This window comes from Halolamina litorea (assembly GCF_026616205.1).
In the GTDB taxonomy this organism is placed as follows: Archaea; Halobacteriota; Halobacteria; order Halobacteriales; family Haloferacaceae; genus Halolamina; species Halolamina litorea.
Map to the genome: position 1 here is coordinate 534,610 of NZ_JANHGR010000002.1, position 16,911 is coordinate 551,520.

The 16,911-nt window shown below is 69.6% G+C and carries 18 protein-coding genes and 1 tRNA gene; 10 read left to right on the forward strand and 9 right to left on the reverse strand.

Annotated elements, in window-relative coordinates:
• The first annotated feature begins 63 nt into the window (after positions 1-63).
• Positions 64-441 carry a winged helix-turn-helix transcriptional regulator gene (locus NO998_RS13720; protein WP_267647828.1) on the forward strand — a complete coding sequence of 126 codons (378 nt, stop codon included), beginning with the start codon at positions 64-66 and terminating at the stop codon, positions 439-441.
• Here the strand turns inward: NO998_RS13720 and NO998_RS13725 are convergent, their stop codons facing one another.
• Complete coding sequence (locus NO998_RS13725; protein WP_267647833.1) at positions 442-1,863, reverse strand: FAD-dependent oxidoreductase; 1,422 nt, start codon at positions 1,861-1,863, stop codon at positions 442-444.
• A gap of 89 nt (positions 1,864-1,952) precedes the next feature.
• On the opposite strand from NO998_RS13725, the gene NO998_RS13730 reads away from it, so the two are divergent.
• Together NO998_RS13730 and NO998_RS13735 are read left to right on the forward strand one after the other, a co-directional pair.
• The gene (locus NO998_RS13730) at positions 1,953-3,407 is read left to right on the forward strand and encodes a dihydrolipoyl dehydrogenase (protein WP_267647834.1); all 1,455 of its coding nucleotides are present in this window, start codon (positions 1,953-1,955) and stop codon (positions 3,405-3,407) included.
• A 60-nt stretch (positions 3,408-3,467) separates the two neighbouring features.
• The gene (locus tag NO998_RS13735) at positions 3,468-4,151 is read left to right on the forward strand and encodes a DUF7119 family protein (RefSeq protein ID WP_267647835.1); all 684 of its coding nucleotides are present in this window, start codon (positions 3,468-3,470) and stop codon (positions 4,149-4,151) included.
• Here the strand turns inward: NO998_RS13735 and NO998_RS13740 are convergent.
• Complete coding sequence (locus NO998_RS13740) at positions 4,142-5,392, reverse strand: M20/M25/M40 family metallo-hydrolase (protein WP_267647836.1); 1,251 nt, start codon at positions 5,390-5,392, stop codon at positions 4,142-4,144. The two genes, NO998_RS13735 and NO998_RS13740, sit on opposite strands and share 10 nt — an antisense overlap.
• 79 nt (positions 5,393-5,471) lie before the next feature.
• On the opposite strand from NO998_RS13740, the gene NO998_RS13745 reads away from it, so the two are divergent.
• Positions 5,472-5,545, forward strand: a tRNA-Lys gene (locus tag NO998_RS13745).
• A gap of 127 nt (positions 5,546-5,672) precedes the next feature.
• Here the strand turns inward: NO998_RS13745 and NO998_RS13750 are convergent.
• Entirely contained in the window at positions 5,673-6,140 is a 468-nt protein-coding gene (locus tag NO998_RS13750; protein WP_267647837.1) for a deoxyuridine 5'-triphosphate nucleotidohydrolase, read from the reverse strand.
• 135 nt (positions 6,141-6,275) lie between these two features.
• On the opposite strand from NO998_RS13750, the gene NO998_RS13755 reads away from it, so the two are divergent.
• Together NO998_RS13755 and rimI are read left to right on the forward strand one after the other, a co-directional pair.
• Positions 6,276-8,249, forward strand: coding sequence for an aconitate hydratase (locus tag NO998_RS13755; protein ID WP_267647839.1), 1,974 nt, complete (start codon positions 6,276-6,278; stop codon positions 8,247-8,249).
• Between the two features lie 258 nt (positions 8,250-8,507).
• Positions 8,508-8,996, forward strand: a complete 489-nt coding sequence (gene rimI / locus NO998_RS13760) for a ribosomal protein S18-alanine N-acetyltransferase (protein WP_267647840.1) — start codon at positions 8,508-8,510, stop codon at positions 8,994-8,996.
• Here the strand turns inward: rimI and NO998_RS13765 are convergent.
• Entirely contained in the window at positions 8,993-9,148 is a 156-nt protein-coding gene (locus NO998_RS13765; RefSeq protein WP_267647842.1) for a hypothetical protein, read from the reverse strand. The two genes, rimI and NO998_RS13765, sit on opposite strands and share 4 nt — an antisense overlap.
• Entirely contained in the window at positions 9,145-9,819 is a 675-nt protein-coding gene (locus tag NO998_RS13770; protein WP_267647844.1) for an SCO family protein, read from the reverse strand. The genes NO998_RS13765 and NO998_RS13770 overlap by 4 nt, the downstream gene beginning before the upstream one ends.
• 117 nt (positions 9,820-9,936) lie before the next feature.
• On the opposite strand from NO998_RS13770, the gene NO998_RS13775 reads away from it, so the two are divergent.
• Genes NO998_RS13775 through NO998_RS13785 form a run of 3 tightly spaced genes read left to right on the forward strand, consistent with a single transcriptional unit; the run spans position 9,937 to position 11,538 of the window.
• Positions 9,937-10,461 carry a DUF5810 domain-containing protein gene (locus NO998_RS13775; protein ID WP_267647846.1) on the forward strand — a complete coding sequence of 175 codons (525 nt, stop codon included), beginning with the start codon at positions 9,937-9,939 and terminating at the stop codon, positions 10,459-10,461.
• 47 nt (positions 10,462-10,508) lie between these two features.
• Positions 10,509-10,952: a DUF5809 family protein gene (locus tag NO998_RS13780; RefSeq protein WP_267647847.1), complete on the forward strand. Its 444-nt coding sequence runs from the start codon at positions 10,509-10,511 to the stop codon at positions 10,950-10,952.
• Between the two features lie 4 nt (positions 10,953-10,956).
• A complete protein-coding gene (locus NO998_RS13785; RefSeq protein ID WP_267647848.1) occupies positions 10,957-11,538 on the forward strand; it encodes an NUDIX hydrolase in 582 nt (193 codons plus the stop codon).
• Here the strand turns inward: NO998_RS13785 and NO998_RS13790 are convergent.
• On the reverse strand, positions 11,535-13,025 hold the full coding sequence (locus NO998_RS13790) for a beta propeller repeat protein (RefSeq protein ID WP_267647850.1): 1,491 nt from the start codon (positions 13,023-13,025) through the stop codon (positions 11,535-11,537). The two genes, NO998_RS13785 and NO998_RS13790, sit on opposite strands and share 4 nt — an antisense overlap.
• An 83-nt stretch (positions 13,026-13,108) precedes the next feature.
• On the opposite strand from NO998_RS13790, the gene NO998_RS13795 reads away from it, so the two are divergent.
• Complete coding sequence (locus NO998_RS13795; RefSeq protein ID WP_267647851.1) at positions 13,109-13,468, forward strand: rhodanese-like domain-containing protein; 360 nt, start codon at positions 13,109-13,111, stop codon at positions 13,466-13,468.
• On the opposite strand, the gene NO998_RS13800 is transcribed toward NO998_RS13795, so the two are convergent.
• The 3 genes from NO998_RS13800 to yciH form a co-directional block, all read right to left on the reverse strand.
• Entirely contained in the window at positions 13,465-14,466 is a 1,002-nt protein-coding gene (locus NO998_RS13800; RefSeq protein WP_267647852.1) for a beta propeller repeat protein, read from the reverse strand. The two genes, NO998_RS13795 and NO998_RS13800, sit on opposite strands and share 4 nt — an antisense overlap.
• A gap of 48 nt (positions 14,467-14,514) precedes the next feature.
• On the reverse strand, positions 14,515-16,530 hold the full coding sequence (locus tag NO998_RS15800; RefSeq protein WP_267647854.1) for a PGF-CTERM sorting domain-containing protein: 2,016 nt from the start codon (positions 16,528-16,530) through the stop codon (positions 14,515-14,517).
• Between the two features lie 84 nt (positions 16,531-16,614).
• Complete coding sequence (gene yciH, locus NO998_RS13810; protein ID WP_267647856.1) at positions 16,615-16,908, reverse strand: stress response translation initiation inhibitor YciH; 294 nt, start codon at positions 16,906-16,908, stop codon at positions 16,615-16,617.
• Positions 16,909-16,911: the final 3 nt, after the last annotated feature.

Genomic DNA, 16,911 nt, shown 5'->3' on the forward strand with positions numbered 1-16,911 from the left:
GGTTCCTTGACGTAACCCGGTTACGAGCAGTAACCCTAAACCCCTCGCGCCGCAGGGGCGAGCATGAGCGACGACCGCGGGGAGAAACTGCAGGTCTGGTGTGCGGGCGAGGAGTGGTGTCCGGTGACGGCGACGGCGTCGCTGGTCGGCAAGAAGTGGCACCCGGTGGTGATCCAGCGGCTGCTACGGCAGGGTCCGAGCGGCTTCAGCGAACTCGAAGAGAGCGTCGACGGCATCTCGAGCAAGGTGCTCTCGGACGTGCTCGGCGATCTGGAGGAGAAACTGCTCGTCAACCGCGAGATCGTGAACGAGAAGCCCGTCCGAACGGAGTACTCCCTGACCGACCACGGCGAGTCCCTCGAACCGGTCATCGTCGCCATGCGCGACTGGGGGGAACGGCACATCACCGAGGCCGAGGACCCGGACGCCTCGCTGGCCTGATCAGCCCTCTATCGACCCGTTCAGCACCTTCGCCGCGACGAGCACCGGGTCCCAGACCGGGCTGAACGGCGGCGCGTACGCCAGATCCAGCCGTTCGAGTTCCGCGACCGTCGCGTCGCCCTCGAGCGCCGTCGCCAGCGTGTCGATACGGATCGCGGCGCGGTCCTCGCCGACGATGGCGCCCCCGAGCAGTCGGCCCGTCCCCCGGTCGGCGGTCAGCGTCACCGTCGTGTCGGCGCCACCGGGGTAGTAGCCCGAGCGGGACCCGGCGGTGATCGTCTCGCTGACCGGATCGAAGCCGGCCTCGCGGGCCCGTTCGTGATCGATGATCCCGGTCCGGCCACACTCTGCCTCGAACGCTTTCACCACCGCGGTGCCCGCGATGTCGCCGACCGGCGTCGGCGTCCCGGCGACGGTCCGTCCGATGGCTCGGCCGGCGCGGTTCGCGGTCAGCCCCAGCGGCACCCAGTCGGGGTCGCCGGTCACGGCGTGGCGGTCCTCCGCACAGTCGCCCGCCGCGTAGACCCCCTCGCGGTTGGTTCGGCCGTACTCGTCGACGGCGACAGCGCCCGACGCGCCGAGTTCGACCCCGCTCCCGTCGAGCAGTTCGGTGTTGGGTTCGACCCCGACCCCGACGACGGCAGCGTCCACGGGCACTCGCTCGCTATCGGTGACGACGGCCTCGACGCTGTCACCCCCGTCGAGTCGCTCGACTTCGCTGTTCAGGTGGAGCGTGACCCCGTGGTCCCGGAGCGTCTCGGCGACGTGTTCGCCGACGGCTTCGCCGAACGTCGGCAGCGGGAACTCGGAGCGCTGGAACAGGTGTACGTCGAGGCCGCGTGCGCCGAGGGCCTCGGCCATCTCGACGCCGACGTAGCCGCCGCCGACGATTGCTGCCGACGCCGGCGGCTCGCGGTCGGCGTACGCGGCGACCCGTTCGTGATCGACGGGGAGATCGCCGAAATCGTCCGGTTCCTCGCCCGGCGGGGTCAGGAACGCCCGGAGCGCCGCGGCGGCGTCCATGCTGTGGATCGTGAAGACGCCATCGCGGTCGGCGCCGTCGACGGAGTCGTCGATCGCGTGGGCACCCGTCGCCACGAGCAGGTCGCCGTAGGGCTGCTCGACGCGTTCCCCGTCGCTCTCGACGGTGACGGTCCCCGCGTCGGCGTCGACGGCGACGACTTCGTGGCTCCGGCGGAGGTCGATCCCCCGGTCGGCGACGTCTCCCGGCGAGAGCGAGAGGAGGTCCCCGAGCGACTCGACTTCGCCTTTCACGTAGTAGGGCATGCCGCAGTGGGCAAAGGAGATCCAGCGCCCCTTCTCGAAGACGATCACCTCGCGGTCGGGCGCCTCGCGCTTGCATTTGCTGGCCGCGCTCAGCCCCGCGGCGTCACCACCGACGACGACGAACGGATCGGACATACGCTCGCCATCGGCGCCCGGCCACGTAACTCCCCCAGTGAGCCCGTGGTAACTGGCGTTTGATTACCCGGGCGCCCCTACCGACGGGCATGGACGAGTTCGACTTCCTGGTCATCGGCTCCGGGTCGGGCCTCGACGTGGCCAACGTCGCCGTGAACCGGGGTGAGTCCGTCGCCGTCGTCGAGAAGGGACCGCTCGGCGGGACCTGCCTCAACCGCGGCTGTATCCCCTCGAAACAGTTGCTCTACCACGCCGACGTCTACGAGACGGTCGAGCGCGCCGGGGAGTTCCACATCGACGCCGAGGTCGGAGGGGTGGAGTTCGCAGAGATAGTCAGCGAGGTCAACGCCGACGTGTCCGAGTCGGCCGAGTCGATCCGGCGGGGGCTCCGCGCTTCGCACCAGCACCGCCTCTACGAGGGTGAGGGGCGGTTCGTCGACGACCACACCGTCGAGATCCACGGCGGCGCGGACGACGGCGCCCGGGCCCGCGCGGAGACGGTACTGATCGCCGCGGGCACCCGGCCGGCGGTTCCACCCATCGACGGCATCGAGGACGTTGACTTCCTCACGAGCACCGACGCGCTCCAGTTGGCGGACCCGCCGGATCGGCTGGTGATCGTCGGCGGCGGCTACATCGCCGCCGAACTCGGCCACTTCTTCGGTACGTTCGGCAGCGACGTGACCATCATCGGCCGGCGGCCGAACCTCCTCCCAGAGGCTGACGAGGAGGTCGCCGCGGCGTTCACCGAGACCTACGGCGAGCGGTTCGCGGTCCAGACGGGCTATGCGGCCACCGAGGTTACGGCGGAGAACGGCGAGGTCACTGTCGAGGCACTCCCCTACAGCTACGGCGACGACGGCGGCGACGGAGCCGGGATCATCGAGGGCGGGGAGGCACTCAGCGTCACGGCCGACGAACTCCTCCTCGCCGCCGGTAGGGTCCCCAACACCGACACGCTCGACCTGGAGAACACCGGCGTCGAAACCGACGAGGCGGGGTTCGTCGAGACCGACGAGTACCTCCGGACCGACGCCGAGGGCGTCTGGGCGCTCGGCGACATCGTCGGCGAGTACCTGTTGAAACACAGCGCGAACCACGAAGCACGCGCGGTGATGCGGAACATGTTCGGCGAGGAGCCGGAGCCGGTCGACTACAGCGCGATGCCGTTCGCGGTGTTCGGCTCGCCGGAGGTCGCCGGCGTCGGCGCGACCGAGGAGGAGCTCCGGGCGGAGGGCGCCGACTACGCGACGAACACCTACCGCTACGACGACACCGCCCGGGGGAAGGCGATGCACGCCGACGGGTTCGTCAAGGTCATCGTCGACTTGGAGGGGGAGATACTCGGCTGTCACATCGTCGGGCCCGACGCCTCGACGCTGATTCAGGAGGTGGTGACGGCGATGACCGCCGGCAGCGGCACCGTGCGGGACATCCGGGAGTCGATCCACGTCCACCCGGCGCTGCCGGAGGTCGTCCAGCGGGCGTTCTCGGGGCAGTTCTCGCGGGGCGGCGACGGCGGCCACGAGCACCACCACCACTGAGGCGAGCCGTCAGTCCCCGGCGCGGGAGGCTTTTCCCCGCCGGCGTCGAACCGGGGACTGATGCCACCTACCGACCCCGCCGCGGACGACGACGGCGACGAGCGAGTCGCCTCGACGGACCGGCGCTCGCGGGTCGGGGAACCGGTCGTTCGTGCGGACCCCGAAGTCACCGGCGAGCGCGCCGACGAAGCCATCGACTTCGACCCCGACGACCCCGAGAGCGTCGCTCGGGCCGCCGACGTGCTCGAAGCGTTCGCGGCCGGCGAGAGCCCGGACGACTACCTCGACATGCTCCGCGGCGCGGCGGCGTGTGCGGCACTCGTCCGCGGCGTCGGCTCCTACCGCGAGGCCGCCGAGCGCGCCGGCGGCGTTTCGGTGTCGTTCATCCGAACGTGGGCGCGGGTCCACGACCTCCCGCAGTCGGTGCGCCGGCACGTCGCTCGCGGGGAGATCGCCCCCTCGGCGGCGAAACACCTCGCCCGCGTCGACGGCGCCGCGCGGCTCGATCTGGCGTGGGCGCTGCTCGACCACGACCTCACGGTCAGGGAGATACGTGCGCTCGCCAGCCGGGTCAACGACGGGGAACCGGCCCGCGAGGCGCTCCGATCGGTGGGGGTTGAACTCGGCGACCTCGAACTCTCGTTGCCGCCGGAAACGTACCGCGAACTGCGACGGGAAGCGTCGATGCGCAACACGACGCCGGGTGAGGTCGTCGCCGAGGCGCTCGCGGAACGCTACGACTGAAGGAACTGCACTGCGGTTTCGCCGATCGTTTCCCGGGCCTGCTCCACGTCCGCCCAGTCGATGGTCTCGTCGGGGAAGTGGGCCTGTTCGATCGTTCCGGGGCCGAACACGACCGTCGGGATGCCGGCGGCGACGTAGTGCCGGGAGTCGGCGCCGTAGGTCGCGCCCCGTGGCTCCGTCTCTGGGAGTCCGGTCTCCGCCATCGCCGCCTGTAGGGTCCGAACGATCGGTTCGTCGGCGTCGATCTCGGCAGAGTCGAACTGGATGCTGAACCGTTCGAACGTCGGCGGGTGCTCGGAGAGCCACTCGTCGTCGTCGACGACCGCTTGGAGGGCCGCCTCGTACTGTGCCTCCACTTCGTCGACGGTCTCGCCGGGGGCGACGCCGAAGCGCATCTCGGCGGTCAGCGAACTCGCGACCGAGGAGGCCCAGTTGCCGGCCTCGACGATGCCGATGACGATGGGCCACGGGACGGGGTACTCCTCGTACAGGGGGTGGGTGACGGTCTCGCCACGCTCGGCTTCGAGCTCCGAAAAGGCCGCACGGATGCGCTCGAAGCGCGGGAGCGGGTCCTCGCCGCGCCAGCGCGTGGCCGCGTGAGCCGCCCGGCCCGGTATCTCGAGGCGCTTCATCACGGTCCCCTCGACGGCCGTGACGGCGGTGAGTTCGGTCGGCTCGGCGACGATGGCGGCGTCGCGCTCGAAGGGGTATGGGTTCGACAGCGCCGCGGCGGCGGCGCCGATACCCCCCTCCTCCTCGCCGGCGACGGCTTCGACGACGAGGCGGCCGTTCAGGTCGGCCTCCTCGACCCGCTCGGCCACGTCCAGCGCGGCGAACACGCAGGCGGCGACGGGGGCCTTCATGTCGACGGCGCCGCGGGCGGTCAGGGTCTCCCCGCCCTCGTCGTTCTCACCCCACGTCGGCTCGAACGGCGGCGACGACCACGTGTCCTCGTCGGCGGGCACCACGTCGAGGTGGCCGTTGAGGACGAGCGTCGGCCCCGCGTCGGGGTCGCCGAACTCCAGCACGCCGGCGACGCTCGGCCGGCCGTCGGTGTCGATCAGCGCGGGGTCGTCGGGGAAGGAGTGGTGGGCCGCGAGTTCCTCGGCGTCGGCCTCCCACTCGTAGGTCTCGAACCCGAGTTCGTCGAGGCGCTCGCGGGTCCACGCTGCCGCCTCGGCTTCGTCGCCACCGACGGTCTCGAACTCGATTAGCCGCTCGGTGAGGTCGCGCATATCCATACCGGGGCGTCGGTGGCACACGGTTTAGCTCCACGGGAACCGTAAACGCTTACCCGGTGCTCTTCCTGGGTTCCGGTGAGGGCTGATAGCTCAGTTTGGGAGAGCGTCTGGCTTTTAACCAGACGGTCGGGGGTTCAAGTCCCTCTCAGCCCGTATAGGCCACCGAGCGACAGCGAGGTGTGCCGGTCGCCGTGGGAGGGACTGAACGCTGCCAGTCGCGCGCAGCGTAAGCGAGCACGTCTGGCCCCGTTCAACTCCCTCTCAGCCCACCTCCAAGCCCTCAGTTCTCCCCTTGATACGCCCCGTCGTAGGTCCCCTCGTGGTCGGCGTCGGCGACGACGAACTGGCCGATCCGGGCGCCCTGCTCGATCTCGATCTCGTGGCCCACCTGCAACAGCCCCTCGCCGCGGCCCTCGTAGCCGGCGTCCCAGACCGCGGTGTTCAGGGTACACGAGTTCCGAAGGAGCGTCGAGCGCGGGAGGACGAAGCCGACGCTGTCCTCCGGCACCGCGAGTCGCTCGCCGTAGCGGACCACGTAATCGCCCGGTTCGAGCCGGTAGACCGGCGGGTCGCCGCCGTGGGGGTCGACCTCCGAGCGGTCGCCGACCGACTTGTCGTCGCGCCCGACGTAGCCGGGGGAGGTCTGTTCGAACACCGCGGCGACGGTGAGGTCGACGCCGTTCGGCTGGACCGCGTCGTCGTCGGCGCCGTCGATGTCGTCGGCGACGCTGGCTCCGGAGCGGAACATACTGGGGGGTGTGGAGTCGTCGCCATAACCCTGCCGGAGGCGCGTGAGGGCGTCTCCGTCCCGTCCCCGACACTCTCGCCGACTGATCCGACTCTCGCCGGATTTATCACCGCTCCGAGCCCATCTGGGGACGATATGGGAAAGACAATCACGGAGAAAGTCCTTGACGATCACCTCGTCGAGGGCGAGCTGACCCCCGGCGAGGAGATCGGGATCGAGATCGATCAGGTGCTGACCCAGGACACCACCGGGACGATGGTGTGGCTGCAGTTCGAGGCGCTCGGCCTCGACGAGGTCCAGACCGAACTCGCCGCGCAGTACTGCGACCACCAGACCTACCAGTTCGACTTCAAGAACACCGACGACCACCGTTTCCTCCGCTCGGCGGCCGGTACCTACGGCGCGCACTTCTCTCGGCCCGGCAACGGTATCTGTCACAACGTCCACAAGGAGAACTTCGCCGCGCCCGGCAAGACGCTGCTCGGCTCGGACTCCCACACGCCCACGCCCGGTGGGCTGGGCCAGCTCGCGATCGGCGCGGGTGGCCTCGACATCACCGTCGCCATGGGCGGCGGCGCCTACTACGTCGACATGCCCGAGGTCGTCAACATCCGACTCGAGGGTGAACTCGGCGAGTGGGCTTCCGCGAAGGACGTGATCCTCGAACTGCTGCGACGCCTGAGCGTCAAGGGCGGCGTCGGCAAGGTGTTCGAGTACACCGGCCCCGGCGTGGAGACCCTCTCGGTGCCGGAGCGGACCACCATCACCAACATGGGGACCGAACTCGGCGCCACCTCCTCCATCTTCGGCACCGACGAGCGCACGAAGGAGTGGCTCGAGGAGGTCGACCGCCCCGAGGACTACGTCGAGCTCCAGCCCGACGAGGACGCCGAGTACGCCGACGAGATCGTCGTCGACCTCTCGGAGATCGAGCCCCTCATCGCCGAGCCGTCGATGCCCGACAACGTCGTGCCGGTCCGCGAGGCCGCGGGCCAGTCCGTCGAGCAGGTCATGATCGGCTCCTGTACCAACGGCGCCTACGAGGACATCCTCCCCGCCGCGAAGATGCTCGAGGGCCGCGAGGTCAACAAGAAGACCGAGATGATCATCGCGCCCGCCTCCAAGCAGGCCTCCGAGATGCTGGCCCGTGAGGGCTGGACGGCCGAACTGATGGCCGCCGGCGTGAACTTCTCCGAGGCGACCTGTGGTGCCTGTATCGGCATCGGCCACGTCCCCGGCAGCGACACCGTCTCGCTGCGTACCTTCAACCGCAACTTCGAGGGCCGCTCGGGCATCGAGGACGACTCCGTCTTCCTCTGCTCGCCGGAGGTCGCCACCGCCGCGGCGATCAAGGGCGAGATCATCGACCCGCGTGACCTCGCCGACGAACTCGGCGACCTCGAGGACCCCGGCTTCGAGATGGGGACCGGCTACGACCGCGAGGACGCCGACCTCATCGCCCCCGACGAGGCCGTCGACGACGAACTCGTCAAGGGCCCCAACATCGGCGACGTGCCGCTGAAGGACCCCCTTCAGTCGAACCTCAAGGGTGAGGTCCTCCTCCGGATGGACGACAACATCACGACCGACCACATCATCCCGGCGACGTCGGACATCCTGAAGTTCCGTTCGAACGTGCCCAAGCTCTCGGAGTTCACACTCTCGCGGGTCGACGACACGTTCGCCCAGCGCGCGCTGGACGCCGATGGCGGCTTCCTCGTCGCCGGCGAGAACTACGGACAGGGCTCCTCGCGTGAACACGCGGCCCTCTGTCCGATGTACCTCGGGATCGAGGGTGTGCTCGCACAGAGCTTTGCCCGCATCCACAAGGCAAACCTGTTCAACTTCGGCCTCGTCCCGCTGACGATCGACGAGGACGACTACGAGAAGATCGAGCAGGGCGACGACGTCCAGATCGTCGACGACGTGGGCGAGGGTGTCCGCTCGGGCGCGACCGAGTTCACCTTCCGCGTCAACGACGAGTGGGAGGGGACCGCCCACCTCGACGCCTCCGAGCGCGAGCGCGAGATCCTCGCGGCCGGTGGGAAGCTCTCCTGGACCCGCCAGCAGTACGACGAGAGCAGCGGCGCAGCGCCCGCCGACGACTGAACGACAGACCGGTGAGCGGCGACCGCCGCCGGGCGGTCGCCCCGTTCCCGTCGCCGTGACGGTGGCGACACCGCCCGCCGTGATCGGACGACCCTGATTACGGCCGGTGACCGTCTCTCTTCGCTTCTCCGCTCCCGATAGCGCCGTCGCCACCCAGCCGCCCTCCGGGGACGTACCGACAGTCGGCCCCGTCCCGGCCCGTCGGTTCGTCCTGTATGGCCACGCCGCTTATGCCCGCAAAGACCCTATCAGGCGTACGTGACTTCCAGCCCCCACGCGTCGGATGCGGAGGACCTCACCATCCGCGAGGCGGGGCAAGCGGACCTGCTCGCGGTGTTCCGCATCGAGAAAGCGGTGTTCCCCCAGCCGTGGCCATTCGCGTCGTTCGAGCAGTTCCTCGGCAAGCCCGGCTTTCTGGTGGCGACCGAGGACGGCGCCGTAGTCGGATACGCCATCGCCGACGTGACGACGAGCGCGGGGCGGGACCTCGGCCACCTGAAGGACATCGCCGTCCACCCGACGGCACAGGGTCGCGGTATCGGCCGGGCGCTGTTGCGGCGCGTGTTGCTCTCGATGGCCGTCGCCGGCGCGAGTGTCGTCAAACTCGAAGTGCGGGAGAGCAACGATATCGCCCAGTCGCTATACGACGACGTGGGGTTCGAGCGCGTTCGACGGGTCCCCGGCTACTACGACGACGGCGAGGACGCGTACGTCATGGTGTTGGACGTGGCCGACTGGCGGGGTTAGAGCACGCCGAGCAGGTCGGCGGCGAGATAGCGTTGAGCGAGGCCGGCGACGATCATCACCACACCCGCAGCCTGCTTGATGCGCCCGGTGTACCCGCCGACGGAGCGCCAGATGTCGACGCCGACGCCGGCGAGTGCCCGCCGTCGGTTCATGCCTCTCGCAGCGTGGTCAGGTCCTCGATGATCGTCTGCTGGTTGGGGGAGGAGGTCTGGTACGCCCGTTCGACGTAGCCGTCGGCGTTGACGAGCAGCGTCAGCGAGGTGTGGGCGAACATGTACATCTCCATGTCCTCGGGCTCGGTGCGCCGGAAGTCGACGCCGAACGCTTCCTGGACGACCGTCTTCGCCCGCGATTCGGACTCCGGGCGGAGGAACTGCCAGCCGTCCTCGGCGGTGGTGACGTTCATCTTCTCGCCGTAGCTCTCCAGTCGGTCAGCGGTGTCTCGGGCGGGGTCGAACGTCACCGGCGCGAACGCTACCTCGCCGGCGTAGTCGTTCGACTGGGCGTGGGCCTGGACGTTCCGGAGCGTGCTGATGAGGACGGGACAGACGGTCTGACAGTGGGAGTAGAAAAACGTGAGCAGGGTCGGCTTTCCGGGGTCCTGAAGCGCCAGTGAGCCACCGGCGAGCGGTGCGGGAAGCGTCACGTCGGCGACCTGCTGGCCCCACGCGGGGTAGGGAACGTCCTCGCTCTCGAACGGGCGGTCGGGCTCGCGCAGCGTCACGTCGGAGTTGCCCCCCAGCCCGACGGTGTCGAGACAGCCAGCCGTTGCACCGATGGCGGCGGCGGCGCCGGTCGATCTGATGAACGTCCGTCGATCCATACCCGTCGTTGGCGTGCTGTTCGGTTAGGCGGTCTGGTGCAAGCGTCGAAACGCCCGGTGCCCCCGTCGAGCGGTAGTGAACACATCTGTTTTGCCCCTTCGGGCCGACTCCCCGGTATGGGATACAGCTGTCCGGTCTGTGGCGCGCCCCAGCACGACGACGAGCACCTGGCGAACCACCTCGCGATGACGGCGATGCTCCACGGCGAGGACCACGAAGCGTGGCTCGACGACCACGTCGCCGAGTGGAGCGAACACACCCCACCAGAACTCGCCGCGGAGATCGTCGACGACGCCGAGGAAGTCGACTACGACGAGGCCACCGACGCCCGCGCCGACATCCCCACCGAAACGACCGACAGCCACGACCACGCCCACGACCACAGCCACGCCGACGGGAGCCACCCGACCGAGGAGTTGGCCGACCCCGCCGAGGTCCCCGACTCCGGCTTCATCGACGAGGCCGCCGAAGCCGCCGTCGCCGAGGCCCGCGAGATGACCCGCAAACGGCGAGAGAACGCCGCCGGTGAGGACGACGGCTCACCGACGCGAGCAGCCGGTGAGGACGACGGCTCGCCGACGCGAGCAGCCGGCGAGGACGGCCGCCCGGAAGGGTCCGCGCCCGAGGAAGAGGACGCCTGACTGGCCGGCACCGCCAGCGGTAAGCCGCTTCGCTCGGAGGTCGAACCATGCGAACGGAAGGCGTCTTCGCCCCCGAAACCCGGACCGAGGCGGCCGACTCCTTCGAGGCTGTCGGCCCGGCAGCACAGACCGTCGTCCGAGAGACGGCCAAGGCCATGGAGTTCGACCGTGAGGAGTACGACCAACGCGTCACCGGCGAGGTCGTCGAGACCGCCCGCGACGCCCTCTTTGCCTCTATGCTGGTCGTCACCGTCGCCGACCGCGAGACCTACGAGGAGTGGGTCGAATCCCACCCCGACTACGAGGTCCACGAAACCGGCGCCGAGAACGTCGATAACGTCGTCTGGCACGCGTCGCCGGCCACCGAAACCGTCGTCGCGGCGACGTTCCAGTCCGAACCCGACGCCGCCGTCGCCACCCTCCGGCGACAGGCGTTCGGCCGGATCTACCGCCCGATGCTGAAAGACGACGCCGGCGTCACGACCGAGTAGCGCCGTGAGCGACTACCCGCCCGAGGACGGCCGCCGACACGAATCGCTGCCGGTCCCGCACCCCGACTGGCCCGTCATCGAGAGCGTCCCCGAGTACGAGACGGGCTGGTTCGTCGGCGGCTACGACCTGGTCGAACAGCCGGACGGTAGCCGGAAGCGCTACTACTGGGCTGAGCTCCCGACGGCGGTGGTGGTCACCGCCGTCACCGACGATCAGGTACTGTTCGTCGAGCAGTATCGACCGACGATCCGCCACGAACAGCTCGAACTCCCCGCCGGCGTCGTCGAGGCGGGGGAGTCGTTCACTGCTGCAGCCCAGCGAGAACTGGAGGAGGAGACCGGGTTCCACGCGTCGTCGCTCTCGCTCATGCAGGAGGTCTGGGTCGCCACGGGGCTGCTCAGACACAAGCGCGCCTACGTGTTCGCCGAGGGCCTCGAACCGACCGAACAGGACCTCGACGACAACGAGTTCCTCACGCCCCGCTCGGTGCCCGTCGACGAGGCCATCCCGACGGTCCGCTCGCGGCCGACCAACGAGGCCACCCTACAGGGGCTGACGCTGGCCGACGAGGACGGCCTGCTCTAAACCGTCTCGTTCAGCGCCTCACGGACCCGTTCCGGGTCGATCCCAACGTCCTCGGCGATCTCCATCAACACGGCCTCGACGATCTCCGAGCCCTGCTCGGCGGCCTCGGCCACGTCGACGGCTTCGAGGTCGGTCCGCTCGGCGATGGCGACGAGCACGTTCTCCTTCGTTTCCGGGTCCGTCCACGACTCCGCATCTGTATCGGCGTCAGCGCCAGCGTCGGATTCCGTGTCGGCATCGGCCTCCGCACCGGCGTCGGCACCGACCCCGGCATCCGTTTCTTCGCTCCCCGAGTCGGCAGTTTCTGCGTCGTTGCTCACCTCGACGCTCGACCGGCCGTCGGCTGTCGCGCTCCCGGCGTCCTCGTCGTCGGCGGTACTCGACGCCGCCGCGGCCGTCGCCGCTGCGGCCGTCCCCCCGGACACGTCGTTCCAGCTCCCGATACCGTCGTCGGTGGTCGTCGCCTCCGGGTCGTCCCCGCTGCCGGTGGCGTCGTCGTCGAAGTTCTCGCCGCGGCCGTCGAACTGGTCGCCGTCGGCCGACGATCCGGCGGTGGGCCGACTGCCCCGCGGGCGTTCGATGACGACGCCGCTTTTGCCAACACCCACGTCCGGATCGCCGAGGGTGAGGTCGGTCAGCCCCGATCTGGTCGGTGACGGGACCTCCTCCCAGCGCTCCGTCCCGGTTCGCTGGAAGATGCTTCCGTCTGCGCCCAGTGCCACCATCTCCCGGGTGCCGTCCTCGTCACGGTAGACGTCGAGCGCCTGCAGGGACGTGCCGTCGGTGACGCCGATGGGCGTCCAGTTGTTGTAGGAGTCGTCGTAGCGGTAGAGCCGGCCGTCGCCGGCGGCCACGTACACCTCCTGGTTCGCCCCGGCGTAGATGTCGTAGAACTTCACCTGCGCGTTGACGATGCCGATGTCGACCCAGCCCTCCGTGGCGGTCGTCTTGAACGCGTTGCCGGAAGTGTCGACGCCGAAGCCGACGCCGTCGGGAGTGGCCGCGAGCGCGGCCATCTTCGACCCCTTCCCCGCCGGCTTCGCCAACTGCCCCCAGTCCACGTCGAAGCCGTCGATGGTGAACGGGAGCACCGCTCCCGAACCGTTCGCGGCCAGCGCCTTCTCGGCGCCGCGGTCCCCCGAGACAGCGATCCCTTCCCACGTCGAGGTCATCTCGTTGGGGTAGGAGTAGTCGAACTTCTTTCGCTCCTCCACGTCGTAGCAGGCCATCGCCCCCGACGAGCCGAGCATCCAGACGCGTTCGCCGTCGTCGGTGGCGTCGACCGCACGCAGTTGGTTGTCCCGCGTCGACGGGCCGTCGTCGAAGACGACCTCCCATCCGTCCCCCCGATCAGCGACCAGATGCCCCCCGGCCCCGACCGCGTACGGACCCTCGACGGTCTGTACGACCCCGAACAGCGGCACGTCGAACGGCGTCTCGGTGACACGCCACTCCGGCTCCGCCCCGTCATCGCCCAGTCTCCACATGCTTCGATCTCTCGGTCGATACGGATATATTCCCGACGTGGGGTGACCGTGGCGTTCAACTCCACGAGGCCGGTAGCGGGGGTATGGACGAGATTTCGCCCGAGCGCGTCGCCGATCTGCTGGAAAACGACGCGCCGCCGACGGTCGTCGATATCCGCGAGCCAGTCGCGTTCCGTCGAGGTCACATCCCCGGCAGCGAGAACGTGCCGTTCCGTCGGCTCCCCGAGCACGTCGCCGACCTCACCGACGCCGACCACGTCGTCACCGTCTGTCCCCACGGGAAATCGAGCGTGCAGGCCGCGAAGCTGATCGAGTCCTACGAGGGGATCGACGCGCCCGTCGAGAGCATGGCCGGCGGGCTGAGTGAGTGGGACGGAGCGATAGAGTCGGGCGCGGAGGACGGCCGCGCCGAACCCGACGAGGGGCCGTCGGCGCCGTTCTAAGCCGACCGGGTCGCCGTCGCGGTGCTTCGCTCGCCGCCCCCGCCATCGTCGTGGTGGCCCTCGATGATCGTCCCGTTCTTACAGACGGCCACGTCGGCCTGTCCGTCCTTCCCGAACGTGATGCCGCGAACCGTCGTGCCGCCGTTCCAGGGCACTCGGCCCCACTTGCTGTTGTTCTCGCGGTAGACGAGGTTGCCGGCGCCGCCGGCGAGCATCTCGCCGTCCCGGCGGGCCATGGCGCGAACCGTGAACCCACCGAGGTTGTGTGGCGTCCAGCGGCCGTCCGCCTCGCGCTCGTAGAGGAAGCCGCCGCCGCCGCCGACGAGGATCACCTCGCCGTCGATCTCGGCGGAGTACATAGAGTTGTCGGCGTCGAAGATGCCGATCTGCTCCCAGCCCTCGTCGGCGGTCGTCTCGTAGATGCGGCCGTTGTTGTCGACGGCGTAGCCGACGCCGGCGGTGTTCGACTCGATGGCTTTGATCGCGGTGTCGCCGGAGGGGCTGGAACTGAAGTTCCAGTCCATCTGGAGGTTGTTCTCCCCCTCGGCCTCGTCCATGTACGCCGGGAGGATGAGGCCGCTGGTGTCGGCGAACAGGAGCTTCTCGCGGCCGCGGTCACCGGCGACGGTCAGGGCGCCGATGGTGCCACTGAGGTTGCCCGACCCGGGGTTCCCCGCCAGCGTGTCGACGTTCGTGTAGTCGTTTCGCTCGCCGGACTCCAGGTCGTAGTAGCCGATGCTCTTGCCGTCGCCGGCGAACCAGATCCGCTTCCCGTCGTCGGTCGTCTCGACGGTCCGGAGCGCCCGGCCCTTGCCCGAGGGGCCGTTCTCGATCAGTACGCCCCACTCGCCGTCGGGCTTGCGACCGATGACCTTGCCCTTCCCACCGACCGCCGCGGGGCCGTTTTGGGTGCTCACCACGTCGTACAGCGGCGTGTTGACGGGAGACTCGACCTCCCTCCACTCCCCGGGATAGACCCCTTCGTCGAAATCCCACATGCGTTGTCCCCCGAACACAGTCGACGTACTTGGTGTTTGGCCCCGCCGCTACGGCCCGGATCGGCGCCGTCCTGCGATCGCCGCCCCGATCGCGACGAGTGCGACGACGGCCCCGAACCCGGGGATGCTCGTCCGCGTCGTGTCCGGTGTGTCGGACGCCCGTTCACCGACCCGTACGTCGATTTCGGTCCCCGCGACGCTGACGTGGTGGGAACCGGTTTCGGGCATCGTGACCTCGCTCGTGACGACCACTTGCTCGCCCGGGCCGACGGTGACCGTCCGCGTCGTCACCTGCTCGCCGTTGCGGCCGAACGTGAGGGTCGCGTTGCCCGGCACCGCGTCGTCGTTGGTCACCGTCGCGATCACGGTCACCTGCCCCCCGCGTTGGACGCTCGCCGGTTCGACGGTCACGTCGGTCACGGTCGGCGTCGCCGGCTCCCCGACGCGGACCTCGAACCGCTCGCCGCCGACGGAGACGACGTACCGGCCGGGTTCGCTGAACCGGTGGACGAGCGAAACGGTCTCGGTCTCGCCGGGTGCCAGCGTCCCGTTGTCGCTCGCGACGGGGGCGTCGTCGACGCGGAGTCCGATATCGTAGTCGCCGGTGGCGCTGCCGAGGTTCTCCACGGTCGTTCGGACCGCGAGCCGCTCACCGGCCGCGAGTGTCACCGGCGGACTCACGCCCCGGTCGCGGTACGGGCCGGTCGCGTACACGTCGCCAGCCGGGTCGACCTCGGCCCGGATGAGCGCGGCCCCGCCGCCGAACGCGTCGCGGTGGATCGATTGGTTCCAGACCTCCGGGGTCTCGTCGGTCCCCGTGTAGCGGTCGGCCGCCGCGCGCTGGTCGGCCGTCGCCACGTCCGCGACCGTGGCGAGCAGGTCCCGGTTCGTCACTGGCGTGGTCCGGTCGTTGAGCGCGGCGACGACCCGCTGGAGCGTGGCCCCGCCGTCTGTCGCCAGCCGGATCCGCCGGTCGATATCGCCGCTCACCAGCGCCCCCTTCCAGTAGTTCGCGTTGTTCTCCCAGCTCGCCGGGTCGGTCAGGACGGAGTCGCTCTGGGGCCTCGCGGTCCCCCGGGCGAGGTACTGCGAGAACTCCCGGTAGGCGCTCCCCGACTCCCGGTAGCCGAGCAGGGCGGCGTACCACGTCGCGCTGGCCTCGGTGAACCAGCGGGCCGACTCGGTGGTCCGAAACGCCTGTCTGGTGTGGACGTACTCGTGGAGCCACGTGCTGCCGACGCCGTCGACGGGTCGGCTCGCCCGCGCCCAGAAGTCGGCTTCGCCGGTCTGGAGCCCCTGTACCGCCCAGCCGACCTCGCCTGTCGGCGCGGCGACGGCGAACACCGACGGGTCGCGGTCGCCGACCCGTAGCGCCCGTGAGGCGTTCCCGAGTCCGTCGAGCACCGTCGCGGGCGGGTCGGCGAGGTCGGCGGCGGCGGGCACGACGAGCCGGATTTCCTGTCCGGCCACCTGCCGCGTGTGGAGTTCGTGGGCGCCGAGGAACGCCATCGTCCCGCCGACGGCGCCCTCGCCGTCGACGCGGGTCGTCCGGTTCACGTCGACCGTATCCCTTGCCCACCACTCGAGTCGGACGTTCGGCTGGCGGACGAGTGCCCACTCGCCCGTATCAACGAAGAGGTACGACCCGTCGGCACCCATCGGGCCGGACCCCGAAACGGTTCGGTTGGCCGCCTTGTCGTATCGGAGCCGCGGTTCGGCGGTCTCGCCGTCCCACGCCCACGTTCGCTCGTCGACCCTCTGGAAGCCGACCGTCGCCGTGACCGTCGATTCGGCGTCGAGGGTCACCCGGAGTTCGCTCACCTCGTCGGGCGTCCGGAACGTCTGGACGACGCCGATCGAGCCCGGGTCGTCGGGGGTCAGCGAGAGAGCGGTGTCCACGCTGATGGTGGGCGACGACGCCACGGCGGCCGTGGCGGCATCGGGCATCGGTGCGGCTGTCTCGGGGCTCTCGTCGACGCCGGCGGGCGCGCCCGGTGCCGAGAGCGCGACGGCCGGCTGTGCGACGAGGACCAGTACCAACACGATGGCGGCGGCGCTGCGCACGCTCGGTGCTTGTCGCGAGAAACCATAAGTGCGGCCGTCAGCACGGCCGCTAGCGATACTCGAAAGTCAGGCCGGCGGGGGAGGTCAGGCCACGTTGAAGCCTTTCTCGCGGAGGAAGTCCTCCACGCGGCCGCTGTGGTTGCCCTGGAGTTCGATGGAGCCGTCCTCGACGGTTCCGCCACACGCGAACTTGGACTTCAGGTCAGAGGACAGGCTGTCCACGTCCACGTCCTTCGGATCGAACCCCTCGATGATCGTTACCTCCTTGCCGTACCTGCGCTCGTCGATGCGGATGCTGATCTGCTGGGACTCCTTCGCGACGTCTTCGCAGACGCAGAGTTCCTCAGGCAGCCCGCACGTCGAGCAGACTTCGCCCATTAC